The organism is Rhodococcus sp. P-2 (assembly GCF_016598535.1).
In the GTDB taxonomy this organism is placed as follows: domain Bacteria; phylum Actinomycetota; class Actinomycetes; order Mycobacteriales; family Mycobacteriaceae; genus Rhodococcus_F; species Rhodococcus_F baikonurensis.
Genome location: NZ_CP066779.1, coordinates 2,302,944 through 2,326,305 on the forward strand (window position 1 = coordinate 2,302,944; position 23,362 = coordinate 2,326,305).

The following is a 23,362-nucleotide window of genomic DNA, read 5'->3' on the forward strand; positions in this document are numbered from 1 at the left end:
GGTTCACGATTCGGACTATTCCGACTGATTTGAAGATTCAGCTGCATTCGAACATGCATTCGAATATGATGAATGCATGTTCAACCCCACGACAGAGCTTTTCGGTATCTCAGCGCAGCTGACCGGTACCGAAACTGATTGTGCGCTGGTTGATCTCATGACAGATCTGCACGCATGTGAGGCGATGCTGGTCGAACGCAAGCTCGCTGTGATTGCCGAGTTCTTTTCGCGGCGAAGCTCAGAGCATGCCGCCAGTGGTGCGTGGTCGTCGACCGCACACGAGTTGGCTGAATCGGAAGTCGGTGCGTCACTGACGATGGGCCGCGCGGCTGCAGGCAAGCTGATCGGGTTGGGGTTCTCGTTGAAGACTCGTTTGCATCGCACTCGAGCGGCGATGGCGCGTGGCGAGTTGGATCTGTACCGAGTTGGTTTGATCGATTCCGCGACCGCGAACGTGAAAGACGAATTGATCGACGAGGTGGAACGACTACTGCTCGAGCAGGTTCTCGCCCCACCAGTAGCCGGCGGAACGGGCTTGACGGGAAGGCGACTGACAGCGGCGATCGATCGGATCGTGGCGATGGTGGACCCGGAAGGTATGCGAGAACGCCGACGCCGTGCTCTCACCGATCGGTTCGTCGGGGTCAGCGCTGCCGAGGACGGGATGGCAAAGATCTTGGGCAGCATTCCGGCAGAGCAGGCTCGGGCATTCGACGGCCGACTACGCGAGTTGGCAATGTCGGTATGCCGAAACGACTCTCGAACATACGAGCAGCGACGAGCCGACGCGCTCTTCGAGTTGACCAACGGATCACCGTTCTTGCCGTGCAACTGTGGCCGAGCTGATTGCCCGCAGGATCGTAGCGGTGGTGTTGTCGTTCGTCGGCCCGTGGTTCACGTCGTGATGACTGATTTCACTCTGCGCGGAGGCGGCGAGCCCGCTCACCTCGACGGGTACGGGGTGATCAGCGCTGAGCATGCTCGCGACATCACCCAAGACGCCGTAATTCGAAACGTCCGAGTACCCGCTGATACCGCCACCGAATCGGTGCCCGGTTCGGCGTACGTCTACCGGCCTGGTTCAGTTCTCGATACCTGGTTGCGGATCATCGCGGGCAGCTGCCAATGGCTGCATTGTGATGTCCCGGCCTGGAATTCCGATCTGGACCACAATGAACCGTTCCATCATGGCGACCCCGAACGCGGCGGCAAGACAGTCGAATCGAATATGAGTGCGTTCTGCCGCAACCACCATCGCCTCAAGCATTCCGACCGGTGGCGATTCGCGTCGAACCAGGATCGGACCATGTCGCTGACATCGCCGACTGGGCATTGCTACCGAACACGCCCCGCAGGGTTGATGGCCGGGCCGCACGGCCCGATACCGCCGCAGTGCGGTCGAGATCGGCGGACCCAGGCGGAGAACAAGGCCGCCCGTATCCAGTCCGAACGCAATCGTCAACGCCGACGGATACAGAAACGAGCACAGGAGCACATTCAATGTGAGCGGCGGAAATCACCGCGAGCCCATCGAGAACCCATCGATTACGGAGACGACCCGCCACCGTTCTGAGGTGCCGAGGTGCGTCGACGTGTCGCCGGGGTCAATCTGACGTCGGCTTGGTGTCGTCATCTCCCGCTGACGGATCCTCTTCGGCAAACGGATCGATGGTGTCGACACCTTCGAGGACGGTCAGTTCTTCTTCAGCCTCGGCCAGGAGGCCCTTGGCTTCAGCTTCGAACTTCTTCTCCCAATCGGACATACCGAGCCCCTTCTCTTCCGAAGCGAGTTCCCGCTGTATCTGAACTCAGACTACGTCGCCGGCGACGAGTTTCGCCTTCCGCTCGAGTCATTACTCATGACCGAGTAATCATGTATCTCGACGGACGGAGCACCCATGCCCGGACAGTTGGAAGGCAAAACCGCACTGATCACCGGAGCCGCCCGAGGTCAGGGCCGAAGCCACGCCGTGCGACTGGCGCAGGAGGGCGCGAACATCATTGCGCTCGACATCTGCCGTCAGATCGAATCGGTGGCCTACCCGATGGGAACCGACGACGATTTGAGGCAGACAACGGCAATGGTCGAGGCCCTCGGGAGACATGTCGTCGCGCGAGAAGTCGACGTTCGCGATTTACCTGCGCTAGAAGCTGCAGTATCCGAAGGAATTGCGGAGTTGGGCAGCCTCGACATCGTCCTGGCCAACGCCGGTATCGGCATGATGTCTCCGGACGTCGACGATGCTCGCGCCTTCCGCGACCAGATGGAGGTCAATCTCTTCGGTGTCTGGAATACCGTCCAGGCCGCAGCGCCCCCGATGATCGAGCAAGGGACAGGCGGCGCAATAGTCCTGACCGGATCGACACTGGGACTCGTCGGTCGCGGAGGTGACGGCACCGGCGGGTCCGACGGCTACTGCGCGAGTAAACATGCCATCGTGGGGCTTGGTCGCACGTGGTCGCACTGGCTTGCTCCCCACAATATTCGTGTCAACTCCGTGCACCCGACGGGCGCGAATACACCCATGGTCGTCAACGACGCCGTCGCGAAACTGTTTGCGGACTCCCCCACATCGAGCGGAGCCGACGTGGGCAACCTCTTGAACGTCGGGCTGATCGAGGCTGCCGACGTCAGCAACGCGATAGCCTGGTTGGTTTCGGATCAGGCTCGATACGTCACAGGTATCGCGTTGCCGGTCGACGCCGGCTTCACGGCCAAATAGACACCGCAATCTCGAGCCGAAGAACTGCCGATCAGTCGACGGTCGGCGCCCACTGCACACCGTTGATGTGCCCGCCGCCGTCGACGAAGAGGGTGTTGCCGGTGACGTAGCGGCTGTCGTCACTCGCCAGGAAGGCCGCAACGGGGCCGATGTCGTCGAGGGGATCGCCGATCCGCCCCATCGGGTTCTGTGCGGCCATCACTGCCACGTTCTCCGGATTGGCTTCGGCGACACGCTTGTACGCCGCACTCTGCGCACCGGGACAGATGACGTTGCAGGTCACATGCTTGGGGGCCCACTCGCGGGCAGCAGTGCGAGTCAGCGTTCGCAATGCTTCCTTGGCCGCGTTGTACTGCACCGAGTACATGTGAGCATTCACCCCGTTGAGGCTGCACATGTTGATCACGCGGCCGGTGCCGTGACGCTCGAGTTCCGGCAACGCGGCCTGCATGGCCCAGAAAGCGGCCATCACTGCCATGTCGAAACCGCCGCGCAATTGCTCGTCGGTCATGTTCTCGAGCCGAGCGAAACCGAAAGTCCGCCAAGCATTGTTGACCAGGATGTCGAGGCGCCCGAACCGCTCGACGGCCCGGTCCACCATGGCGCCAACCTGCGCTTTGTCGGTGACATCGGTACGGATGAACTCAGCCTCCGCGCCCCATTCGTCCCGCAACCACTGGGTGGTTTCGAGGCCCGCTGCCTCGTCGATCTCGGCAACCAACACCGACGCGCCTTCACGCGCGAACGCGCCCGCCACTCCGCGCCCGATGCCCATACCGGCACCGGTGACCACTGCTACACGTCCGTCGAGCTTGCCCACTGGGCCCTCCTTCGTCAGAACCCCTACCTGGGGCGCGGCACGGTCTTGTCGATGAACAGGCCCTCTACCGATACACACAATTCGCCGTCCGCAGTCTTGATCTCACCGACGGTGTGAATCTTGCGGCCGTCCTTGGAAAGGAATTTGCCGCTGATCGTGAGGGGCTCGAACAGCGGAGTCGGGCGATGGTACCGAGTGCTCAATTGTGCTGTCATGCCGGAAGTTCCGCCCCAGGCGTTCGCGACGCCGAGAACGTGATCGAGCAGCAGCGCCGAAACACCGCCGTGTACATGGCCGGGAGGGCCCTGGTACGGCAGCGTCAACGTGACCACTCCCTGCACCGACCCGTCAGCGAGCCCTTCCAGAACGAGCGGCGGCGCAATGGCATTCTCGGGGCCGGTCACCGGATCGTGACGAGTCACGCCCTCACCGTTCCACATGTCGATCAAACGCTCAGCCACCTCGGGTGAGTGCTGCTCGAGGTGCTCGGCAATGCTGTTGAGCTCCTCCGCAACCCGGTCCAGGTTGGCGTTTTCGCGGTCGGTCCGCAGCATCGCGTCGACAACGCGTCGGGCTGCTGCCGTGGCCCGGTCGACGGGGGCGTCTTGCGGCGGCGATGTCAGAATCGTGCCGCCCGGGTGTGTGGCTGCCGTGGGGTGTGTACCGAGGTCCATCAGTTGATCTCCATTGTTGCGTGTGTGAGAACCGGGGAGTTCTCGCGCTCGGGGCAGGTCGCCGCCAACGTCAACGTGTTGCCGTCCTGCCATACCGAGGTGGTGATGGATTCGCCGGGGAACAGCGAACCGGCAAACCGCACCGAGTAGTTCTTCACCCTCGTCGGATCTCCGTCGAGGATTCCGTCCACCACTGCCTTGCAGACGATGCCGTACGACGCCAGGCCGTGCAGAATCGGAGCGTCGAAGCCCGCCATCTTCGCGAAGGCAGGATCGGCGTGCAGCGGGTTCATGTCTCCACTGAGTCGGTACACCAGCGCCTGTGAGGGACTCGTGCTCGACGTCAGTACCTTGTCGGGCGCCTGATCGGGCACCCCGGCAACAACTTCGGGACCGGCACTGCCGCCGAAGCCACCTTCGCCGCGCGCCCAGATCTGCATTCCGGTGGTCCACAACGGGTTCCCGTCAAAGTCGTGCGCCGCGGTCTCGAGAACGATCACAGCTGCCTTTCCCTTGTCCCAGACGTCGGCGACCCGAGAGGAAATACGAGCAGCACCCGTCGACGGGATCGGCGCGTGAAGTGTCAGCGACTGCCCACCGTGCAGAATCTTGCGCAGGTCGATGTCGATTCCCGGCATACTCATCGACGGTGCGGGCAGCACACCCGCCGAAACTCCCTGGCCTGCAACCATTGCAAACGTCGGAAGTACCTTCAGACCCTTTTCGTACACCCAGGTGAGTTCTGCGGGATCCAGAGCATTCGCTCCTGCTCCGAGTCCCAACTGGTAGAGCATGACGTCGCGGTCGGTCCACGACGCTTCGCGCACTGTCGGTTCGGCGGACAACGCCACATCGAGATCGATAGCCATCAGTTCTCCAAAGTTCCGGCTCGGTAGACCGTCACGACGCAAGCGCCGCCCAGTCCGAGGTTGTGCTGCAATCCGATTCGTGCGCCCTCGACCTGGCGAGCGTCCGCGGTCCCGCGAAGCTGCCACGTGAGTTCGGCGCACTGGGCCAGCCCCGTCGCGCCCAGCGGGTGTCCCTTCGAGATCAAACCACCCGACGGGTTGACGACCCACTGGCCGCCGTACGTGGTCGCGCCGGATTCGACGAGCTTTCCGCCCTCTCCGACAGCGCACATCCCCAGGCCCTCGTAGGTGATGATCTCGTTGATCGCGAAGCAGTCGTGCAGCTCGATGACGTCGACGTCTTCGATGCTGATGCCGGCTTCGGCAAAGACCTGCTCGGCGGCCGCCGCCGTCATCGGCGCGCCGACAACGTCGATCATCGACCTCTCGGCAAATGCTGCCTCGGTGTCGGTGGTCATGGCCTGAGCGACGATCTCGATCGCTCGGCCCTCGAGTCCGTGCTCACGGACGAACTTCTCACTCACGACGATCGCGGCTCCGGCGCCGTCCGAAGTCGGCGAGCACTGCGAACGTGTCAGTGGATCGTGAATCATCTTGTCACCGAGTACCTGTTCGAGGGTGTACTCGTCACGGAACTGCGCATACGGGTTGTTGACCGAGTGCTTGTGGTTCTTGACCGCCACGGCTGCAATCTGTTCGACCGTCGTGCCGTACTTCTTCATGTGTTCGACGGCAGCATTGCCGAACAGCTGCGCAGTCATGGGTGAGCGCGCGAAACCGTAGTCCTCGACCATGATCTTCAGCTGCGAGTCCAAAGTCGTGACCTTGGGCATCTCACCGGTGCCGGTCAGTGCAGTTTTGGTCATCTTCTCGAAGCCGACGGCCAAAGCGCACTCGGCTTGCCCGGCCTGGACCCATTCGCGCGCCGTCATCAGTGCCGTCGAGCCGGTGGCGCAGTTGTTGTTGACGTTGACGATCGGAATGCCGGTCAGACCGGTCTCGTAGAGAGCTCGCTGTCCTGCCGTCGACGCATTGAACACGTAACCGACTGCGGCGCGCTGGATCTGGTCGTAGCCGATGCCGGCATCGGCCAGGGCATTCGAGACGGCTTCGGTCACCATGTCCGGGTATTCCCAGTCGCGGGTCTCGATCTTCTCGAACTTGGTCATGCCCACGCCGATGACGAAGGTGCGATTGCTCATGTGCAGGTCACTTTCCCGGTTCGGGGTCGCGAGGCAGACCCAGGATTCGCTCACCGATGATGTTGAGCTGAACATTGGTTGTACCACCCGCGATGGACATGCACTGCGAGTTCAAGAACATCTGGGTTGCAGACATCCGATGCTGTTCGCCCAGAAGTGAACTCGGCCCGGCCCACTCCATTGCCACGTCCCAGACCTGCTGGATGTGCTCGACACCGATCAACTTTGCCACCGAGGACTCGGCGCCCGGCTGGGCGCCGGTGAGCGAGCGCAGCGTGGTGCGCAGACCGAGAAGACCGCCGGATTGCGCGTCGCACAGCACCTTTCCGAGAACGGTCAACTGCTCGTTGTCGATGCCACCGGGCAGTCCGTCGACCAGGCTCAGAAGAGCCTCGCCACCCGATCCGAGAGACGAGTCGTTGGACAACGAGACACGCTCGTTGGCCAGCGTGGTGCGAGCGAGCTTCCAGCCGTCGCCTGGCTCGCCGACCAGGCACTCGTCAGGAACGAAGACGTCGTCGAAGAAGACTTCGTTGAACAGTGCTTCACCGGTGATCTCGCGCAGCGGACGAATGTCGAGGCCACTGTTCTTGATGTCGATGAGGAAGTAGGACAGGCCCTTGTGCTTGGGTGCGTCAGCGTCGGTGCGCGCGAGGCAGATTCCCCAGTGCGCGTCGCGTGCCATCGACGTCCACACCTTCTGGCCCTGCAGCTTCCAGCCACCGTCGACCTTGGTAGCCTTGGTACTCAGGGCCGCGAGGTCGGAACCTGCGCCGGGCTCGGAGAAGAGCTGGCACCAGACTATGTCGCCGCGCAGTGACGGCGGGACGAACTTGGCAAGCTGCTCTTCGTTGCCGTGCGCGATGAGCGTCGGGATGACCCAGTTGCCGATGATCATGTCGTGCGGCTTGATCTTCGCCGCGCGCAATTCCCCGGCGATCACGAGCTGGCTGACAGCATCGGCGGACTTGCCCCACGGAGCCGTGAAGTGCGGTGCGGTGTAGCCCTTTTCCGCGAGATACGTCTTCTGTGCGGCGCCTTCGAGTTCGAGAGCAGGAGCAAGTTCAGCGCGAACGTCGGCGCGGATCGCCTCTGCCTCCGGCGGCAACTCGATGCTGAGCACGCGACGGGCGCCGGCAATGGTCAGCTCCGCAACACGACGACGCCAAGATGCCGTGGAACCCAGCAGAATTCGCAAGGACTGCGCGCGGCGCAGGTACAGGTGCGCGTCATGCTCCCACGTGTAACCGATTCCGCCAAGCACCTGGATGCAGTCACGCGTGACGGAAAAGCCTGCCTCCAGGGCCGTGGCTCCGGCGACTGCTGCTGCGAGAGAAGCCTCTTCGGCACCGACGCCGTTCGCCGGTGTCAGCGCACGCGCAGCGTCCCAAGCGCAGACGCGCGCCTGCTCGGCAAGAGCGAGCATGCGGGCAGCCTTGTGCTTGACTCCCTGGAACTGGCCGATCGCGCGACCGAACTGCTGACGCACCTTCGCGTAGTCGGCCGAGGTCGTGACTGCCCAGTCGGCCAAGCCTGATGCCTCGGCCGCGAACAGTGTTGCGGCAATGTCGAGTACACGCTGGGTATCGATGGTGAGGATCTCGGAATCGGTGAGGACCAAACCATCGACGGTGACCTCGGAGTTACGACGCACGACGTCATAGCTGGCCAAGTCCGTGACCTCGAGACGATCGCGTTCGAGCAACACGAATCCGCTGTCGGTCGCGAGCAGGAACACGTCGCTGACATGACCGCCGAGAATGTGGCTGGACGTACCACTCAGAGTGGCGACACCACCGTCGCGTGTGATCTTCAGTGAACCCGGCTGCAGTGCAACAGCTCCGAGATTACTGCCGTCCACGAGCGCCGGTAGCCTGCCGGTCACCCCGGCATCGCTGAGTACGGCGCTGACCACTACCGTCGGCAGGAACGGTCCGGGAACCATCGAGCGTCCCAGTTCCTCGACGACGATAGCGAGTTCGACCAATCCGTATCCGGCACCGCCGAATTCCTCGGCTACGTGCAGTCCGAGAAGTCCCTGCTCGGCAAGCCCGTTCCAGAGTTGGGGGCGGGTTTCGACCTTCGCCTCGACCGCTTCACGGATGACGGTGGGTGTTGCGTGACGCGCCGCCCAGCCCCGTACGGAGTCGCGGAGGTCACGATCTTCTTCACTCAATCCAATAGTCATGTCTACCTCGTCAATTCGACAGTGTCAGTACGGGTCAGATGCGTTCGATGATGGTGGCGGTCGAGAGAGCGCCACCGGCGCACATCGTGACCAGAGCCGTCGACTTGTTCGAGCGCTCGAGTTCGTGCAGCGCAGTGGTGATCAGACGAGCACCCGTCGAGCCGACGGGATGCCCGAGCGCGATCGCACCACCGTTGACGTTGACCTTGGACAGGTCGGCGCCGTGAACCTGCGCCCAGGAGAGCACGACGGATGCAAATGCTTCGTTGATTTCGACGAGATCGATGTCGTCCAAGGTCATTTTGGCCTTGTCGAGCACCATCTGGGTGGATTCGATGGGACCGTCGAGGTGGTAGAACGGGTCGGATCCGATCATGCCGGACGCGATGATCCGCGCGCGGGGCTTCAATCCCAGTTCCTGTGCGCGCTCTTCGCTCATCAGCAGTACCGCAGCGGCGCCATCACTGATCTGCGACGAGTTTCCGGCGGTATGGATGTGGCCCTCGATAACCGGCTTGAGCCCGGCGAGCGCTTCTGCCGTCGTCTCACGCAGTCCCCCGTCGCGAGTGACAGTGGCAATCTCACCAGTGGGCGCGCCTTCCTTGTCCACCACCGGAGCCTTGACAGGAACGATCTCGCGGTCGAAGCGGCCTTCCGCCCAGGCCTGGGCTGCGCGGCGCTGCGACTCGAGACCGAAGGCGTCGACGTCGGCGCGCGTGATGCCGCGTTTTTCGGCGATGCGCTGCGCCGAGGTGAACTGATCACCCATGTCGATGGTCCAGTCGTCCGGGTACGGGTTCCCCGTTCCGGGCGCATTTGCCTGGCCCAGGAACACACGGCTCATGGCCTCGACGCCGCAGCCGATACCGGCCGAGATCTGATTGGAGGAAATCAGGCCGGAGATCAAATGCACTGCCTGCTGGGCAGATCCACAGGCGCAGTCGATAGTGGTTGCCGCTGTGCTGTACGGCAATCCGGCGTGCAACCACGCCTGCCGCGTGACGTTGTTGGACTGCTCACCCGCCTGGGTGACACAGCCACCGATGATCTGTCCGATGTCTTCCGGTGCTACGCCTGCCCGCTCGAGAACGCCGAGCTGCGCTGCTCCCAGAATTTCGGCGGGGTGCAGTCCCGCCAGGGCGCCGCGACGACGGCCGATCGGTGTCCGAGCGGCCTCGACGATGACTGCATGACCCATGATGTTCGCTCCTTCGTGGAGTTTTCGGTCGGTGAGCTGGCTCACCGTTCAATTTTCTGTAATTTATTCTATTAATGATGTCAGGGCAATGTCCGGATTGACATCAACTCTGAACCAGTGCCGATCCAAAAATAGAATTGATTTCAATTTTGAAGAAATGACGAACCCACCCCGAGGAGGGGCGAGGTCACGTCAGTGTCGTGAGAGATTCACCAGGAGCAGGTCGCATCCCTTGCGGATGTCGTACTCCGCATCGGGGATGGAGATTCGACCGTTGAGGCACGATTGGATAACCCCGAACCACAGCTGCATCAGCAGACGCAGCCCGGTGTTGTCTTCTTCGGTGGGGTTCTCGATCCCAGCCGCATCGAGGATGATCTGCCGGAATCCGCGATCGATCTTGCCCACGTCCGGCACCGTCGCGACGTTGGCGGTACTGGACGACTGCAGCATCGCAGTCGAGAGAGCCGGCCGACGCAGTAACCCGCGAGTGGCGCGAACCAATACCTCGTACACCGCATCCTGTGGATTGTCCGACTGAACCTGATGCCTGGCAAAGCTGGCACCGATCTGATCGATCTGCTCGACCATCACAGCGACGAAGAGGTGCGTCTTCGAGGGGAAATAGCGATAAAGAGTGCCGATGGCCACGCCCGCCCGCTTGGCGACCTCGTGCATCTGTACCCGTGAGAGTTCCTTCTCGGTCCCCAATTCGGCGGCCGCTTCCAGCATCCGCACATGGCGCGCCCGCTGCTCGTCCGAACTGGGCTCTGCAGCGTCCCTGACCTCGGCAATTCTCGGCAACGTCGCCCCCATCATCGATTCTGTGTCCCGGTCGCGAACGACCTCGCCAATTCTCTCATCTCGACCACCCATCTCGGCATATTGCCCGCTCAGTGGGACCTGGCATGGCCTTCTCTCTCCGTGCGGTATTCCGTGGACACCCCACCCTCTTGGAGTAAGGACGCAATGATGCAGGACTGGACCACCGAGTGCGACGTGTTGGTAGTCGGCTCCGGCGGCGGCGCGCTGACCGGCGCATACACCGCGGCAGCTCGAGGATTGACGACGATCGTCCTCGAGAAAACCGATCGCTTCGGCGGAACTTCCGCGTACTCGGGCGCATCCATCTGGCTGCCGGGAACCCAGGTACAGGAACGTGCGGGACTCCCCGACTCGACGGAGAACGCACGCACCTATCTACGCGCATTGCTCGGCGATTCCGAGTCCGAGCGCCAGAACGCCTATGTCGAGACCGCTCCCGATGTCGTCGCCCTACTCGAGCAGAACCCGCACATCGAATTCGAGTTCCGCGCGTTCCCCGACTACTACAAAGCCGAAGGCAGGATGGACACGGGACGCTCCATCAACCCACTGGATCTCGATCCCGCGGACATCGGTGAACTCGCCGGCAAGGTGCGTCCCGAACTCGACCAAGACCGCACCGGTCGAGGCCATGCGCCCGGCCCGATGATCGGTGGGCGCGCACTGATCGGCCGCCTGCTGGCCGCAGTCCAGAGCACGGGCAAGGCAGAACTTCGAACCGAATCCACTCTCACGTCCCTGATCGTCGAGGACGGACGAGTCGTCGGGGCCGAGGTCGAATCCGGTGGCGAAACCCAGCGAATCAAGGCGAACCGCGGTGTCCTGATGGCAGCGGGCGGCATCGAAGGCAACGCCGAGATGCGTGAGCAGGCCGGCACCCCCGGCAAGGCGATCTGGAGTATGGGTCCCTTCGGCGCCAACACCGGCGATGCGATCTCTGCCGGTATCGCTGTCGGTGGCGCAACCGCTTTGCTCGATCAGGCGTGGTTCTGCCCCGGCGTCGAGCAGCCGGACGGCAGCGCCGCCTTCATGGTCGGCGTTCGCGGCGGACTTGTCGTCGACAACGCTGGAGAGCGCTACCTCAACGAGTCGCTTCCGTACGACCAGTTCGGGCGAGCGATGGATGCGCACGACGACAACGGTTCGGCCGTACCGTCGTTCATGATCTTCGACTCGCGCGAGGGTGGCGGGCTGCCCGCCATTTGTATCCCGAATACCGCACCCGCCAAGCATCTCGAAGCCGGGACGTGGGTCGCCGCCGATACGCTCGAAGAACTCGCCGCCAAGACCGGACTGCCGGCCGACGCGCTGCGCAGCACCGTCGAAAAGTTCAACGATGCAGCAAAACTGGGCGTCGACGAAGAGTTCCACCGCGGCGAAGACCCGTACGACGCGTTCTTCTGCCCACCCAACGGCGGCGCGAATGCGGCACTGACGGCCGTCGAGAACGGTCCGTTCTACGCAGCCCGCATCGTCCTCAGTGACCTCGGCACCAAGGGCGGATTGGTTACTGATGTCGACGGCCGTGTCCTGCGCGCCGACGGCAGCGCCATCGACGGTCTGTACGCCGCCGGCAACACGAGTGCTTCATTGAGCGGGCGTTTCTACCCCGGCCCCGGAGTTCCGCTCGGTACTGCCATGGTCTTCTCCTACCGAGCAGCCCAGGACATGGCGAAGTGACGCACTAGATCGTAGAGCAGCAGATGATGGGGCAGCCGAATGGAAATCGGTTGCCCCATTCTCCTTCTCACGGTGTCGCGATGCTGTATCAGTCCGCGTCGATGCCGGGTAAGCCGTCCACACTCTTCGCGTTCTTCTCGGCGCGATAGGCGACGAGTCTCTCCGGCCCCTTCTGCTCCGCCACGCGGTCGAGCACGTCACGATCGGATTGGTAGTCCATCAGCGGTACTGCGTATCCGCACGAATCCGAGATGCGCGTCAGATCGACCACGACGATTGACCGCAGCCCCGGGTGCTCAGGGAACCTGCCGACAAGCTCGTTGAACGGTTCCGATCCTGCAAGCAGAATTTGTCCGTGACCGTGCAGTCGTACGATCTTCGGGGGTCCGTCAAATGCCATGAACATCAGTGTTATCCGCGAGTTCTCGCGCACGTGTGCAATGGTTTCCACACCGCTGCCAGTGAGATCGATGTACGCCACCCGGGTGGATGTCAGCACCACAAACGATCCGACTCCCCCTTTGGGTGAGCAATTGATCAACCCGTCAGGAGACAACGGTGCCGTAGCAACGACGAACAGCGGTTGAGTCTGCAGCCACGTGGTGAGCTTTTCATCGATGCCTTCGTAGACGCGCCCCATGCCGAGAGTGTAGTTCGCGCCGGCTGGACGTCACGAGGCACTGGCTGTGGCGGCTCGAAGCTCCTCACACATCGCCGTGAAGGCACCGTCGTCTGCAGGATCCGTCGGCACCGACAGTGCAATCCCGTCGCAGAGGCCCACGTACTTCGAACTCACCACGTCGGGGAGTTCCGCATAAGTGCATTGTGTGACCAAGATGTCGAGAACATCGTCGGTGAGGACGGCAGGTAACTGGGCCCAGTCACCTGCCCGCGCCATCACTGTCAGCTCCTCCCCGACCTCGGACAATCCGAGGACCTCCAGCGCGACTCGGTACGCCGGAGTGGAGTAGAGAAAGGCGAGTTCGCTGCGCGCCGCTTCTCGCTGCGCGATGATCGCGGCCCGATCTTTGCCGGTGATCGTCTTCGGAACGGCAATCAGTCTCGGCTTCCTCCCACCGCCCGTCAATGACGGAATGATCCTCTCCGCGAGCACCTTCGGATGCGAGCTGGTGGGGTGAGCCACAAATCCATCGGCGACGTCGCCCGCGAGGGAGCACATCCGTGAGTTCACTCCCCCGGTCCAGATCTCCGGAGCCGGAACACCGATCTGCCCCGGGCTGAAATAGGGTTGCAGCCTGTTGAAAGTGTAGTGCGAACCGGCATAGTCGAGTTTGCCGCCCGTTTGGAACACTCGAAATATCTCACGCACAGCGCCGACGTAATCACGCAGTTGCGCAACAGGATCTGTCCACGGCATCGAATACCGTCCGACGATGTTACCCCGCACCTGCGTCGCAAGCCCCAATTGGAATCGTCCACCGGAGAAGTCCGCCAGATCCCACGCAGCCAAAGCCGTCACCATGGGACTGCGCGCAAATGCGACAACCATCGACGTCCGGACGGTGAGGGTGGTGCTGTGTTCGACGGCGAGTGCTGCCACCGCAAAAGGATCGCGGACGGTCTCGGAGATGTGCACCGTGTCGAAACCGAGTTTCTCGATGCGTTCGACGTGCTGAGCTACCTGCCGCAGCGGAGTGTCGGCAGGTAGCGAGGTCACCAATTCCATGTCAGCCCAACGGCTCCAGGCGAATCGACAACAGCTTTCCTTCGTTGGCGACCTTACGAGCGTGCTCGTTGAAGTCCGGTGCGGCGCAGACGAACAGCGTACGTCCGTCGGAGCCGCCGAGCCCGCACGCGAAGACACCGCTGTCGAAGGCAATTTCATCGATTATCTTGCCGGCGCTCACATGAAGAACACGACTTCCGAGTGCGTCGGCCACCCACATCGAATCGTCTCCGTCGATGCAACATCCGTCGGGCGCAACGACGATCTGAGCGAGAGTGGTCTCCATCTCGGGTCCACCAGGTACCGGCCCGAACGACACCCAATCACGGCGTTCGCTCAGGGAGCCGTCGGCCTGAACCGCAAACGCACTGATTCGATTGCCCAGCGTTTCGTCCACGAGCAGATCTCCGGTCGACGTCAGAGCCATACCGTTGGGGAAGTGGAGATCTCGCGCCACGACGTGTACCGATCCGTCCGGGTCGACGCGCAGGAGATCTGCCGTCTCGACGGGAGCCAGGTTCATCAGGTCGAACCCGAAGTTGCCTACGTACGCTCGTCCCTGCGCATCGACCAGCATGTCGTTGACGTTGGCACTGACGTACTCGGACAAGTCCGCGTGCACCACCAACTCGCCGTCGGATTCTCGCCGCAGAATCTTCTGGTCCCGCATGGAGACCACCAGCAATCTGCCGTCCGGAAGCCACCCCAGCCCCGACGGTTGCCCTGGAACCTCCGCCTCCACGCGTATGTCGGTCCCGTCCTCGCGGGCCGAAATCACCTGGTAGGTATAGAAGTCCGACACCCAAACCCGGTTTTCGTGCCAGCGTGGGCATTCGAAGTAGGTATAACCCTCGAGAACTACCGCAACCTCTGGTGCCATCAGGCTCTCCCACGTCGGTGATTGAATGGTGTATTCACTCCATTCAATCATCGGTGCCCCGGTGGCGGTGTCCGATTCCCGACTACTCGCCGCGGTACACCTGGTCCAGCACGTCGAACGCGGATTCCCACCCGTCGTAGACGTTGCCGTCGCCCTTGAAACCCGGGACCCCGACCAGATGGAATGTCATCTCGGTCTTGTCGCCCCGATCTGCGAGCGTGACCGTGATTCGCGGCGCAGTATCCACCGAATCTCCTGGATTCCCCCAGGTGAAGACCAGTTTCTTCGGCTCGTCGACCTCGAGATAGGTTCCGCCGGTGGGGAACTCGGCACCATTCTCGTCGTTGATCATCAGGTAGCGGTACGTTCCGCCAACTCTGGGATCGATCGTGACGTGCTCCCGAGGGCTGCTGACACCCTCAGGGTGCCACCAACGCGCCGCCTCGTCGGGATCGGTCCACGCTTGCCAGACAAGGTCGCGCGGCGCGTCGAAGATCCGGGTGATGGTGAATTCTGCAGTGGCATCGGCATTCTGGTCACTCATTGTCCTTCTCCTTCTTCGGTCGACGTTGTTTCAGCTCACGTAGACGCTCGTCGAGAAGATCGAAGCGTTCGTTCCAACCGCGCCGGTGTTCGTCGACCCAGGCGCTCGCGTCGTCGAGACCCTCTGCGCGAAGGGTGCATGTGCGCCATTGCGCGGTGGCGGTTCGTTCGATGAGACCGGCTCGCTCGAGCACCTTGAGATGCTGCGAGATGGCGGGTCTACTCATTTCGAACGGCTCGGCCAGCTCACCGACGGTCATCGAACCATCCGTCAGGCGAGAGAGCATTTCACGCCTCGTCGGGTCGGCCAGTGCGCTGAACACTGCATCGAGCCGGCCACTTCGCCCATCCATGTAAGCAACTCCTTAATTAAGGAATAACTTAAACATAGAACTCGGGATCGTGGCCGTCAACCCTTTCAACTCCAGGTGTACCGAAGCCGCTCGACGATTGTCGCCTCGTCCATCTGGGAGAACGTCTCCCGCTCAGCTCCCTTCACTGACACCAATGCTTCGACGATCGATTCCCCGAAGATTTTCTTCGCCGCCGAGGAACAGCTGAAATTCTGCACGAGCGCGCCGACGTCGGTGGGGACTCGGGTCACCCCGCGCTCATCACGTTCCGCCTCTGTGAGAGTCGACGGGTTCACCACCATTTCCGGAGGCAATTGCGCGGAATTGTCGATACCGATATGCAAAAGACCCAGTATCGCAGCGGTGGCCAGGTACGGATTGGCCGACGGATCGACGAGTTTCAGTTCGGCGTTGGCGCCGTGTGGATTCGACGGCGACTCTGCGCAGAACCTCAGTGCGGCTTCCCGGTTCTCGAGCCCCCAACAGACGTAGGCGCCCGACCAATTGTCCGGCCGCAGCCTGATACCCGAAAGTGGAGAGGACGCAAAGACAACGGCGAATTCCGCCAGATGAGCGAGGACTCCCCCCAAGGCGGAAGCCCCCGCATCCGTCATTCCGTGCTCCCGATTGCCACCGGAGAAAATTGGCCTACCATATGCGGTCAACGAAAAATGTTGGTGCGCACCGTTCCCCGCACCACCAATAGCAGGGATCGGCGAGAACGAGGCCGTCCAGCCGTGAGCTCTGGCCGTACGGCTGATCAGTATCCGAGCCAAGACCACCAGATCAGCGGCCTGAACAGGAGCACTCGGAGCGATCGACATCTCGAATTGATCTACTCCGTACTCGGCATGGACTTGCTCGATATGCAGTTGTGCGCGTTCGGCATTGCGCAGGAGGTCCTTGAGGAAGTCTTCGCGACCGAGGACTGCGCCCAGACCGTAGGCCGACCACTCACCGCCACACGCATCACCGAAAAGAGTGAACTCGATCTCGTGGCCCACCCGAGCGTCCAGTCCGTCGGCAGCAAGCCGCGCCACGACCGCGGCAAGTGCGGAACGAGTGCACACGGCGGCCGTCGAACCGTCTTGCTCGTGCAACGTGGCCGGCGCCCACGACACACCCCCGCCGAGATCGCGGAGGTCGGATCGGTCGATACGCAATCGGAGATCACCGACGACCGAGAAGGAATCGGTGAAGGAAATCCGATCGTCGCTACAGAAGACGTTCCAACTCGGTGAGACTCCCGCACCGACTTCCTCGAAGACACCGGTTCGAGCCGCGGGCATCACTTTCGCGCGAGCGACACCTGCCATGTCGACGATCGAGCCGATGGTCAGAGCCGGAACTTCCCTCATCCAAAGGCAAATACCCCACCCGGTGGCGCGCCAACCCGTCAGATCAGGTTGTCCTCCACCGGCAGCCCGAATGCCGCCCGGCCGTACAGCGCCAACGCGCGCTCGGGTTCGTTGGCAACGTGAACGCTGCCCGCATGAACGTCACGCCACGCACGCTCGATCGGGTTTCCGCGGGAGAGGGAGTTGCCGCCTGCCGTCTTGAACAGCATGTCGATCGCTTCCACCGAGCGTTCCGTCGCGCGAACCTGGTCACGACGCGCACGCAGCCTCATCGAGAGTGGTAGCTCCTGACCGGCGACCGCAAGTTCGTACATCTCCCGGATGTTGCGATCCATCTGCAGAATCGCAGCGTCGATCTCCGACGACGCGCGTGCGACTGCGACCTGAGCGAACTGGTCCTCACTGAACCGTCCGCCACCCAGGCTCAGACGGACGCGCTCACGCATCACGTCCAGGTACCCCTCGTAACAACCGGCGACGATGCCCACACACGGAGCAGCGACCGTCGAAGTGAAGATGCTTCCGAACGGAAGTTTGTACAGCGGACCAGGATTGACCGCTTGGCCAGGCCCACTCAGTTGCGCGGTTTCGTAATTGCGTTTCAAGCGGTGCTCGGGAACGAACGCGTTCTTGACAACGATCTCGTTGCTCGCGGTACCTCTCATTCCCACGACGTCCCAGACGTCGCGGATCTCGTAATCGGTGCGCGGCACCAGCACCGTCATGAAGTCGACGGGACGGCCGTCCACGCCGACCACCATCGCTCCCAGCAATGCCCAACTTGCGTGGTCACAGCCGGAGGAGAAACCCCACTGGCCCGACAGTTCGTAGCCACCGTCCACCGCCGTCAGTCGTCCGACCGGTGCGTAGGCGGACGAGATGAGCGTCGTCTGATCCTCTCCCCACACGTCGTCCTGCGCTCGGTCGTCGAAAAGCGCCAGGTGCCACGGGTGCACTCCCACCACCGAGGCGACCCAACCGGTCGAGCCACAGGCAGCGGAGATGGCCCTGATGACTTCGTAGAAGTGGACCGGGTCGCTCTCGGCGCCTCCGTATCTCTTCGGCGCAAGCATGGAGAAGACACCGGCTTCGGACAGTTCCCGGATGGTCCGTTCGGAGATCTTGCGCGAATCGTCGACCTTCTGAGCACGGGCCGCGATCTTCGGAAGCAGATCACGGACGGTACTCAGAACCTTGTTGACCATGGGAGACACTCCTCGCACCGAACCGTGAGGGAGCGGATCGGCAGATAGACATAACGGCTGCCTCGCCACGATATGTCGGTCGCGCGTTCCGGTGATCGGAAGTCCCGAAGGCCGGGACGAGCCGCCGGATCCTCGCGCTCTCCGCTGGTCCCGGCCAGTGAGACGAGGCCCCAGAGGCAATTCACGCTCCCCTAGCGTCGGGCGTCGACACTGACCCTGGAAAGGACGGGACTCATCGTGACGATCAATCAGTCCGACAACGACGAAGTTCGCGAGATCCAAGCTGGAACCGCGCCTACTCGCTTTGCACGTGGATGGCACTGCATTGGGCTCACGGAGTCCTTCAAGGACGGCCAGCCGCACTCCATCGAGGCGTTCGGCACCAAGCTCGTCGTCTTCGCCGACAGTGAAGGCAACGTCAAGATCCTCGACGCGTACTGCCGTCACATGGGTGGCGACCTGAGCCAGGGCACCATCAAGGGCGACGCCATTGCCTGTCCGTTCCACGATTGGCGCTGGGGCGGCAACGGCAAGTGCCAGAAGATTCCGTACGCACGCCGCGTTCCCCCGCTGGCCAAGACGCGCGCATGGCAGACGCTCGACCAGGACGGCATGCTCTTCATCTGGCACGACCCCGAGGGCAACCCGCCGACCGACGACGTAGCCATCCCCCGCATCGAAGGCGCGCTCAGCGACGAGTGGAGCGACTGGGTCTGGTACACCACGACCGTCGACACGAACTGCCGTGAAATCGTCGACAACATCGTCGACATGGCCCACTTCTTCTACGTCCACTACTCGTTCCCGACGTACTTCAAGAACGTCTTCGAAGGCCACGCTGCAACGCAGTACATGCGCGGCGTCGCTCGCTCGGACATGCGTCCCCACGCGGCAGGCACCCCGAAGATGGTGGGAAGCAACTCGGTTGCGACGTACTTCGGTCCTTCCTTCATGGTCGACGACCTGACCTACGAGTACGAGGACTACAACGTCGAGTCCGTGCTCATCAACTGCCACTACCCGGTAAGCGCGGACAAGTTCGTGCTCCAGTACGGCATCATCGTCAAGAAGTCGGATCGTTTCCAGGGCGAAGCCGCCGACGCGATGGCCGCGAAGTTCGGCACGTTCATCGCCAAGGGATTCGAGCAGGACGTCGAGATCTGGAAGAACAAGACTCGCATCGAGAATCCGCTCCTGTGCGAAGAAGACGGCCCGGTCTACCAGCTCCGTCGCTGGTACGAACAGTTCTACGTCGACGTCGCGGACATCGCTCCCGAGATGACCGAGCGCTTCGAATTCGAACTCGACACCGCGCGACCCGTCGCCGCCTGGCAGAAGGAAGTCGAAGACAACCTCGCTGCGAAGAAGGCAGACGAAGATGCAGCCTCTTCAGTGCGCTGAGTGCAAGGCGCAGGTCCTGGTCCAGAAGAACAGTTGGGAACACACCACCGTTCAGTGGAGTGACCAGGCCCGCGCCCAGTGCCTCGAAATCGCCGACGACCGTGAATTCGGGCAGCGAGAGGGGCGACCCGGTGCTCCTCGCAAGGAGTGCGGCGCCTTGATCGCATCCATCGTGAATGCTGCAACAGCGGGCGAGCTCGAGATCCTCAACGACGAGCCGGTGCCCAAGCCGATCGTCGACGACAGCGAACCCGTACCGGCTCCGTTTCACTAGTCAAGCCAACATCTTTCGAAGAAGGTAGTAATGATCGATCCTCAGTACTACGGCCCGTGGGCAGTCATCGCCGGCGGTTCCGAAGGTGTCGGCGCGGGGTTCGCCGACGAGCTCAGCAAGATCGGCATCAACCTCGTTCTCATCGCCCGCAAGCCGGGCCCGCTCGAGGAGACCGCGGCCAAGGCACGCGCCAACGGCGTCGAAGTACGCACTCTCGCATTGGATCTGCTGGTTCCCGATGCGCTCGATCAGATCAAGGCGGTCACCGACGACGTCGAGGTCGGCCTGCTCATCTTCAACGCCGGCGCCAACAGCTACGGCCACGAGTTCGTGACCGGTGATCTGACCGGATTTGCCGGAGTCATCGAGCTGAACATCAACAAGCAACTCGAACTCTCGCACCACTTCGGCGGCTTGATGAAGGATCGCGGACGAGGCGGCATCATGCTGCTCGGTTCGCTGGCCGGATTCATGGGCTCCGAGCACCAGAGCATCTACGCGGCCTCGAAAGCTTTCGGTCGCATCTTCGCCGAAAGCCTGTGGCTCGAACTCCAGCCGTACGGCGTTCATGTCGTCGAGTTCATTCTCGGTGTCACTCGCACGCCGGCCATGATTCGCGCGGGATTGAACTTCGACATTCCGGGCATGAACGTCGCCGAGCCCGAAGATGTTGCACGTGAAGGTCTCGAACACCTTGCCGACGGCCCGATCTGGGTTGCTGCAGGAAACTATGAAGGCGCCAAGAAGCGCAGCGGCTTCCCCCGAGACAAGATGGTCAAGGGCGCTGCCGAAGCGATGCGCAAGCTGCTGAACCGCTGACATCTGCTGTGCGCCTTTATTAACCCCCCGACGTTAAGAAAGGCGCACAGCATGAGCGTCGACATCACCACCCTTCTCGACGAACGCGAGATCACCCGCTCCATCTTCGAGTTCGCCCGAGCCATGGATGCGCGAGAGTGGGATGAACTCCACCGGATCATGACGCCGGACGCTACGGCAGAATTGGGCACCGGAACTCTGCGCGGACCCGCCGAGGTAGTGGCGTCCATCCGCTCGTTCCTCGACGAGTGCGGTCCCACCCAACATCTGATCGGTAACGTGCTGGTCGAGGTGGTCGGTGATATTGCCACCAGCCGCTCCTATGTCAGCGACATGCATGTGGGCACCGGGAGCAAGGCTCACCTGAACTTCTTCACCCTCGGCGACTACCACGACTCATGGGCGCGGATCGACGGAAGGTGGCGAATGACGCACCGCACCAAGCATTCACACGCCAGTCAGGGATCCATCGAGGTTCTGGGCGCCGGCCCCAGCGGTTGGCGGAGCTGATTCAGCTCAACATCGACGAACGGCCGGTCGCGAGCGGACTCTTGCTGGTGAGTCCGCCGTCGACCACCAGGGTCTGCCCCGTCATGTAGCGAGATTCGTCCGACGCCAGGTAGACCATGGCGTGTGCGATGTCTTCGGGTTCGCCGAGGTAAGGCAGGGCGTTGGCCTGCTTCATGCCTTCGATGACGTCAGCAGGGATGTTGTCCACGAGTGCGGGTGTCATGATCGCACCCGGCGCTACGGCGTTGCACCGAACACCGTTTGCTCCGTACTGAACTGCGATGTATTGAGTCAACCGGATGACCGCTGCCTTGGCAGACCCGTAGGCCGACTGCAGGGAGTCTCCGATCAATCCACCGACCGAGGCCGTGTTGACGATCGATCCTCCGCCGCTGCTGTTCATGTGCGGAATGGCAAGGCGTGAAGCGACGACAGTGCTGCGCACGTTGAGGGACATCACGCGATCCCACTCGTCCAGGTCCATCCGGAGCAGGTCGAGATCTTTGCGCGGATTGCTACCGCCCACGTGATTGCACAAGACGTTGATGCCGCCGAATTCGGCGACCGCTTTTTCGATCATCGCGGCCAGGGAGTCCTCGTTCATGACGTCGACGCCGAAACCCAGTGCAGTGCCACCGGTCTCGCGAATCGCCACCGCCGCTTCCTCTGCTCGCGCCGGATCGAGGTCGGCAACCAGCACCGCGGCACCTCCTGCCGCCATGAGTTGTGCTGCGGCACGACCGATTCCACTGGCGGCGCCGGTGATCACTACCTTCTTACCTTCGAGCCTGTTCATATCTGTTCCCTTCGCGGACAATCGCCATACCCGGATCTCACGTGCCCGGAATTGACAGCTGGGCGATTACCCGATCACTACCAGTGAACGCAGGATCGACAGCCGCGTCCAACTTTCTTGAATGAACTCACAAGTACGTGACCATGGCCCGCGCACCTGCTACACCGCCGAAATCGAGTGGCGACGGCAGGATCGACTGTGCTGAAGTGGCACTATGCAGAATTCTGTTCGACCGCTGTCCATCAACGACCTCGACCGTGCCGCCGAGGTTCTCGGCGAGGCGTTTGCCGACTACCCCTGGACGAACTGGTGCGTCGCCGAAGACTCCCACGTGGAACGCGTCGCGGCTCTGCAACGGATCTACCTCGAACACCTGGCACTACCGTTCGGGCGTTCCTACATCGACGATTCCGGCAACGGCGTCATCGCAGTCCTGCCGCCCGACGCCCCGGAGCCAGATGAAGCGACCGTCGAGAAGATCGTCGAACTGCACGGAGATCGGTTCGAGCGCGTTCTTCAGGCTGACGAACAACTGTCTGCGCTTCCCGTCCCCGACAACGCATGGTCGTTGGCAACGATCGGTACGACGCTGCGCTCACGCGGAACCGGATTGGGTTCTGCGCTACTGAAACATGCTTTGGCGGAGCTGGATCGAACTGAACAGGATTGCTGGCTCGATACGTCAACCGAACGAAATCTACCGCTGTACCAACGGTTCGGTTTCACGATCGTCGGCCAGGCCTCGCTCCCCGACGGACCAGACGTATGGCGGATGCATCGACTTCAGGGCTGATTGTTCGACTTCAGCACTCGCCGAATCATTTTCGACAAGGACGCGTATTGGGTGATCGTGTTGACTGCGATCCACCTCGACACCGGCCAGGTCCTGGTCCACGAGAAAACCCCGACCGACAGCAGTTGATCCTCGTCGAGAGTTTCCACGTATCGACGCAGCGCTGCGACAGCCGCGCGCAAACGATCCCGAAGCTCTCGAACCGAGGTGCCTGCACTCGCCTCGACCACCGACTGATTCAGCGCGGGTGTTTGCGTCCACTTGTAACCCGCCGCCGGCGTCTGCGGAGTCTGGTCTCGCAATCCGGCACCTATCCACTCTACGACGGCCTCTGCCCACCAGACACGCACAGCGAGTACGTCGTGCACCGACCACGCATCGACGGCAACGACGTCGAAAACATCGGCCTCGGCGGCGCTCTCGAGTAACGCGTCGAGTTTCGAATACGCCGTGTCCAGCTCACTCGCCAGTTCCTCGCGTGACAAGGTCTGCGCCACAATGCCTCCGAACTTTCGTCAAAATGGAAGAAGCGGAGCCATCGCAATCCGATGACCCCGCGTTCAA

Annotated in this window: 25 protein-coding genes; 8 read left to right on the top strand and 17 right to left on the bottom strand. The window is 62.2% G+C overall.

Translation table 11 applies throughout. The features are described from left to right. Positions 1-76 precede the first annotated feature (76 nt). Positions 77-1,573, top strand: coding sequence for a DUF222 domain-containing protein (locus I7X09_RS10920; RefSeq protein WP_200316766.1), 1,497 nt, complete (start codon positions 77-79; stop codon positions 1,571-1,573). A 31-nt stretch (positions 1,574-1,604) separates the two neighbouring features. Here I7X09_RS10920 and I7X09_RS10925 read toward each other — a convergent pair whose 3' ends face one another. Further along, positions 1,605-1,763, bottom strand: coding sequence for a hypothetical protein (locus I7X09_RS10925; protein WP_172436470.1), 159 nt, complete (start codon positions 1,761-1,763; stop codon positions 1,605-1,607). A 135-nt stretch (positions 1,764-1,898) separates the two neighbouring features. On the opposite strand from I7X09_RS10925, the gene I7X09_RS10930 reads away from it, so the two are divergent. Beyond that, on the top strand, positions 1,899-2,723 hold the full coding sequence (locus I7X09_RS10930) for a mycofactocin-coupled SDR family oxidoreductase (RefSeq protein WP_124569632.1): 825 nt from the start codon (positions 1,899-1,901) through the stop codon (positions 2,721-2,723). A gap of 31 nt (positions 2,724-2,754) precedes the next feature. Here I7X09_RS10930 and I7X09_RS10935 read toward each other — a convergent pair whose 3' ends face one another. From I7X09_RS10935 to I7X09_RS10965, 7 genes are all read right to left on the bottom strand, one after another. Then, positions 2,755-3,543 (bottom strand): SDR family NAD(P)-dependent oxidoreductase, encoded by a 789-nt coding sequence (locus tag I7X09_RS10935; RefSeq protein ID WP_200316768.1) that lies wholly within the window; start codon positions 3,541-3,543, stop codon positions 2,755-2,757. A gap of 23 nt (positions 3,544-3,566) precedes the next feature. Continuing rightward, positions 3,567-4,217 carry a PaaI family thioesterase gene (locus I7X09_RS10940; protein ID WP_095968470.1) on the bottom strand — a complete coding sequence of 217 codons (651 nt, stop codon included), beginning with the start codon at positions 4,215-4,217 and terminating at the stop codon, positions 3,567-3,569. Next, positions 4,217-5,086 carry a MaoC/PaaZ C-terminal domain-containing protein gene (locus tag I7X09_RS10945; protein ID WP_200316769.1) on the bottom strand — a complete coding sequence of 290 codons (870 nt, stop codon included), beginning with the start codon at positions 5,084-5,086 and terminating at the stop codon, positions 4,217-4,219. Before I7X09_RS10945 ends, I7X09_RS10940 begins: the two co-directional genes overlap by 1 nt. Continuing rightward, positions 5,086-6,288, bottom strand: coding sequence for a lipid-transfer protein (locus I7X09_RS10950; RefSeq protein WP_200316771.1), 1,203 nt, complete (start codon positions 6,286-6,288; stop codon positions 5,086-5,088). Before I7X09_RS10950 ends, I7X09_RS10945 begins: the two co-directional genes overlap by 1 nt. A gap of 7 nt (positions 6,289-6,295) precedes the next feature. Next, positions 6,296-8,476, bottom strand: a complete 2,181-nt coding sequence (locus tag I7X09_RS10955) for an acyl-CoA dehydrogenase (RefSeq protein ID WP_200316773.1) — start codon at positions 8,474-8,476, stop codon at positions 6,296-6,298. A gap of 34 nt (positions 8,477-8,510) precedes the next feature. Next, positions 8,511-9,674 (bottom strand): steroid 3-ketoacyl-CoA thiolase, encoded by a 1,164-nt coding sequence (locus tag I7X09_RS10960; RefSeq protein ID WP_200317778.1) that lies wholly within the window; start codon positions 9,672-9,674, stop codon positions 8,511-8,513. Positions 9,675-9,866: 192 nt separating this feature from the next. Continuing rightward, entirely contained in the window at positions 9,867-10,493 is a 627-nt protein-coding gene (locus I7X09_RS10965; RefSeq protein ID WP_095968846.1) for a TetR family transcriptional regulator, read from the bottom strand. 153 nt (positions 10,494-10,646) lie between these two features. Here I7X09_RS10965 and I7X09_RS10970 point away from each other — a divergent pair, with 153 nt between their 5' ends. Continuing rightward, the gene (locus tag I7X09_RS10970) at positions 10,647-12,179 is read left to right on the top strand and encodes an FAD-dependent oxidoreductase (RefSeq protein WP_200316775.1); all 1,533 of its coding nucleotides are present in this window, start codon (positions 10,647-10,649) and stop codon (positions 12,177-12,179) included. A gap of 88 nt (positions 12,180-12,267) precedes the next feature. Here the strand turns inward: I7X09_RS10970 and I7X09_RS10975 are convergent, their stop codons facing one another. From I7X09_RS10975 to hsaA, 7 genes are all read right to left on the bottom strand, one after another. Further along, a complete protein-coding gene (locus I7X09_RS10975; protein WP_095968464.1) occupies positions 12,268-12,819 on the bottom strand; it encodes a pyridoxamine 5'-phosphate oxidase family protein in 552 nt (183 codons plus the stop codon). Between the two features lie 30 nt (positions 12,820-12,849). Further along, positions 12,850-13,866: a TIGR03617 family F420-dependent LLM class oxidoreductase gene (locus I7X09_RS10980; RefSeq protein WP_200316777.1), complete on the bottom strand. Its 1,017-nt coding sequence runs from the start codon at positions 13,864-13,866 to the stop codon at positions 12,850-12,852. Position 13,867: 1 nt separating this feature from the next. Next, on the bottom strand, positions 13,868-14,746 hold the full coding sequence (locus tag I7X09_RS10985; RefSeq protein WP_200316778.1) for an SMP-30/gluconolactonase/LRE family protein: 879 nt from the start codon (positions 14,744-14,746) through the stop codon (positions 13,868-13,870). An 82-nt stretch (positions 14,747-14,828) separates the two neighbouring features. Continuing rightward, the gene (locus I7X09_RS10990) at positions 14,829-15,290 is read right to left on the bottom strand and encodes an SRPBCC family protein (RefSeq protein WP_200316779.1); all 462 of its coding nucleotides are present in this window, start codon (positions 15,288-15,290) and stop codon (positions 14,829-14,831) included. Further along, positions 15,283-15,642 carry an ArsR/SmtB family transcription factor gene (locus I7X09_RS10995; RefSeq protein ID WP_095968461.1) on the bottom strand — a complete coding sequence of 120 codons (360 nt, stop codon included), beginning with the start codon at positions 15,640-15,642 and terminating at the stop codon, positions 15,283-15,285. Before I7X09_RS10995 ends, I7X09_RS10990 begins: the two co-directional genes overlap by 8 nt. Positions 15,643-15,707: 65 nt before the next feature. Beyond that, a complete protein-coding gene (locus I7X09_RS11000; RefSeq protein WP_200316780.1) occupies positions 15,708-17,000 on the bottom strand; it encodes a glutamine synthetase family protein in 1,293 nt (430 codons plus the stop codon). Positions 17,001-17,038: 38 nt separating this feature from the next. Beyond that, entirely contained in the window at positions 17,039-18,205 is a 1,167-nt protein-coding gene (hsaA, locus tag I7X09_RS11005) for a 3-hydroxy-9,10-secoandrosta-1,3,5(10)-triene-9,17-dione monooxygenase oxygenase subunit (RefSeq protein ID WP_095968459.1), read from the bottom strand. Between the two features lie 237 nt (positions 18,206-18,442). On the opposite strand from hsaA, the gene I7X09_RS11010 reads away from it, so the two are divergent. From I7X09_RS11010 to I7X09_RS11025, 4 genes are read left to right on the top strand one after another with little or no spacing between them, the layout of a single operon-like run. Next, on the top strand, positions 18,443-19,606 hold the full coding sequence (locus tag I7X09_RS11010) for a Rieske 2Fe-2S domain-containing protein (protein WP_200316781.1): 1,164 nt from the start codon (positions 18,443-18,445) through the stop codon (positions 19,604-19,606). Further along, positions 19,584-19,880, top strand: coding sequence for a hypothetical protein (locus I7X09_RS11015; protein ID WP_095968457.1), 297 nt, complete (start codon positions 19,584-19,586; stop codon positions 19,878-19,880). The genes I7X09_RS11010 and I7X09_RS11015 overlap by 23 nt, the downstream gene beginning before the upstream one ends. Before the next feature lie 30 nt (positions 19,881-19,910). Further along, positions 19,911-20,699, top strand: coding sequence for an SDR family NAD(P)-dependent oxidoreductase (locus I7X09_RS11020; protein ID WP_020909164.1), 789 nt, complete (start codon positions 19,911-19,913; stop codon positions 20,697-20,699). A gap of 51 nt (positions 20,700-20,750) precedes the next feature. Then, positions 20,751-21,209: a nuclear transport factor 2 family protein gene (locus I7X09_RS11025; protein ID WP_124569620.1), complete on the top strand. Its 459-nt coding sequence runs from the start codon at positions 20,751-20,753 to the stop codon at positions 21,207-21,209. A gap of 1 nt (position 21,210) precedes the next feature. Here the strand turns inward: I7X09_RS11025 and I7X09_RS11030 are convergent, their stop codons facing one another. Continuing rightward, positions 21,211-22,005: an SDR family NAD(P)-dependent oxidoreductase gene (locus I7X09_RS11030; RefSeq protein ID WP_200316782.1), complete on the bottom strand. Its 795-nt coding sequence runs from the start codon at positions 22,003-22,005 to the stop codon at positions 21,211-21,213. Positions 22,006-22,219: 214 nt separating this feature from the next. On the opposite strand from I7X09_RS11030, the gene I7X09_RS11035 reads away from it, so the two are divergent. Next, entirely contained in the window at positions 22,220-22,798 is a 579-nt protein-coding gene (locus I7X09_RS11035; protein ID WP_095968454.1) for a GNAT family N-acetyltransferase, read from the top strand. Here the strand turns inward: I7X09_RS11035 and I7X09_RS11040 are convergent. After that, positions 22,789-23,295 (bottom strand): ClbS/DfsB family four-helix bundle protein, encoded by a 507-nt coding sequence (locus tag I7X09_RS11040; protein WP_095968453.1) that lies wholly within the window; start codon positions 23,293-23,295, stop codon positions 22,789-22,791. The genes I7X09_RS11035 and I7X09_RS11040 overlap by 10 nt on opposite strands. Positions 23,296-23,362: the final 67 nt, after the last annotated feature.

Coding starts and splice junctions, on each gene's coding strand:
- I7X09_RS10940 (WP_095968470.1), bottom strand. CDS start 4,217: ATGGACCTCGGTACACACCCCACGGCAGCCACACACCCGGGCGGCACG.
- I7X09_RS11025 (WP_124569620.1), top strand. CDS start 20,751: ATGAGCGTCGACATCACCACCCTTCTCGACGAACGCGAGATCACCCGC.
- I7X09_RS10945 (WP_200316769.1), bottom strand. CDS start 5,086: ATGGCTATCGATCTCGATGTGGCGTTGTCCGCCGAACCGACAGTGCGC.
- I7X09_RS10985 (WP_200316778.1), bottom strand. CDS start 14,746: ATGGCACCAGAGGTTGCGGTAGTTCTCGAGGGTTATACCTACTTCGAA.
- hsaA (WP_095968459.1), bottom strand. CDS start 18,205: ATGGTCAACAAGGTTCTGAGTACCGTCCGTGATCTGCTTCCGAAGATC.
- I7X09_RS10975 (WP_095968464.1), bottom strand. CDS start 12,819: ATGGGGCGCGTCTACGAAGGCATCGATGAAAAGCTCACCACGTGGCTG.
- I7X09_RS10925 (WP_172436470.1), bottom strand. CDS start 1,763: ATGTCCGATTGGGAGAAGAAGTTCGAAGCTGAAGCCAAGGGCCTCCTG.
- I7X09_RS11000 (WP_200316780.1), bottom strand. CDS start 17,000: ATGAGGGAAGTTCCGGCTCTGACCATCGGCTCGATCGTCGACATGGCA.
- I7X09_RS10930 (WP_124569632.1), top strand. CDS start 1,899: ATGCCCGGACAGTTGGAAGGCAAAACCGCACTGATCACCGGAGCCGCC.
- I7X09_RS10995 (WP_095968461.1), bottom strand. CDS start 15,642: ATGGATGGGCGAAGTGGCCGGCTCGATGCAGTGTTCAGCGCACTGGCC.
- I7X09_RS10990 (WP_200316779.1), bottom strand. CDS start 15,290: ATGAGTGACCAGAATGCCGATGCCACTGCAGAATTCACCATCACCCGG.
- I7X09_RS10965 (WP_095968846.1), bottom strand. CDS start 10,493: ATGATGGGGGCGACGTTGCCGAGAATTGCCGAGGTCAGGGACGCTGCA.
- I7X09_RS10960 (WP_200317778.1), bottom strand. CDS start 9,674: ATGGGTCATGCAGTCATCGTCGAGGCCGCTCGGACACCGATCGGCCGT.
- I7X09_RS11015 (WP_095968457.1), top strand. CDS start 19,584: ATGCAGCCTCTTCAGTGCGCTGAGTGCAAGGCGCAGGTCCTGGTCCAG.
- I7X09_RS10955 (WP_200316773.1), bottom strand. CDS start 8,476: ATGACTATTGGATTGAGTGAAGAAGATCGTGACCTCCGCGACTCCGTA.
- I7X09_RS11035 (WP_095968454.1), top strand. CDS start 22,220: ATGCAGAATTCTGTTCGACCGCTGTCCATCAACGACCTCGACCGTGCC.
- I7X09_RS10980 (WP_200316777.1), bottom strand. CDS start 13,866: ATGGAATTGGTGACCTCGCTACCTGCCGACACTCCGCTGCGGCAGGTA.
- I7X09_RS10970 (WP_200316775.1), top strand. CDS start 10,647: ATGCAGGACTGGACCACCGAGTGCGACGTGTTGGTAGTCGGCTCCGGC.
- I7X09_RS10950 (WP_200316771.1), bottom strand. CDS start 6,288: ATGAGCAATCGCACCTTCGTCATCGGCGTGGGCATGACCAAGTTCGAG.
- I7X09_RS10920 (WP_200316766.1), top strand. CDS start 77: ATGTTCAACCCCACGACAGAGCTTTTCGGTATCTCAGCGCAGCTGACC.
- I7X09_RS11030 (WP_200316782.1), bottom strand. CDS start 22,005: ATGAACAGGCTCGAAGGTAAGAAGGTAGTGATCACCGGCGCCGCCAGT.
- I7X09_RS11020 (WP_020909164.1), top strand. CDS start 19,911: ATGATCGATCCTCAGTACTACGGCCCGTGGGCAGTCATCGCCGGCGGT.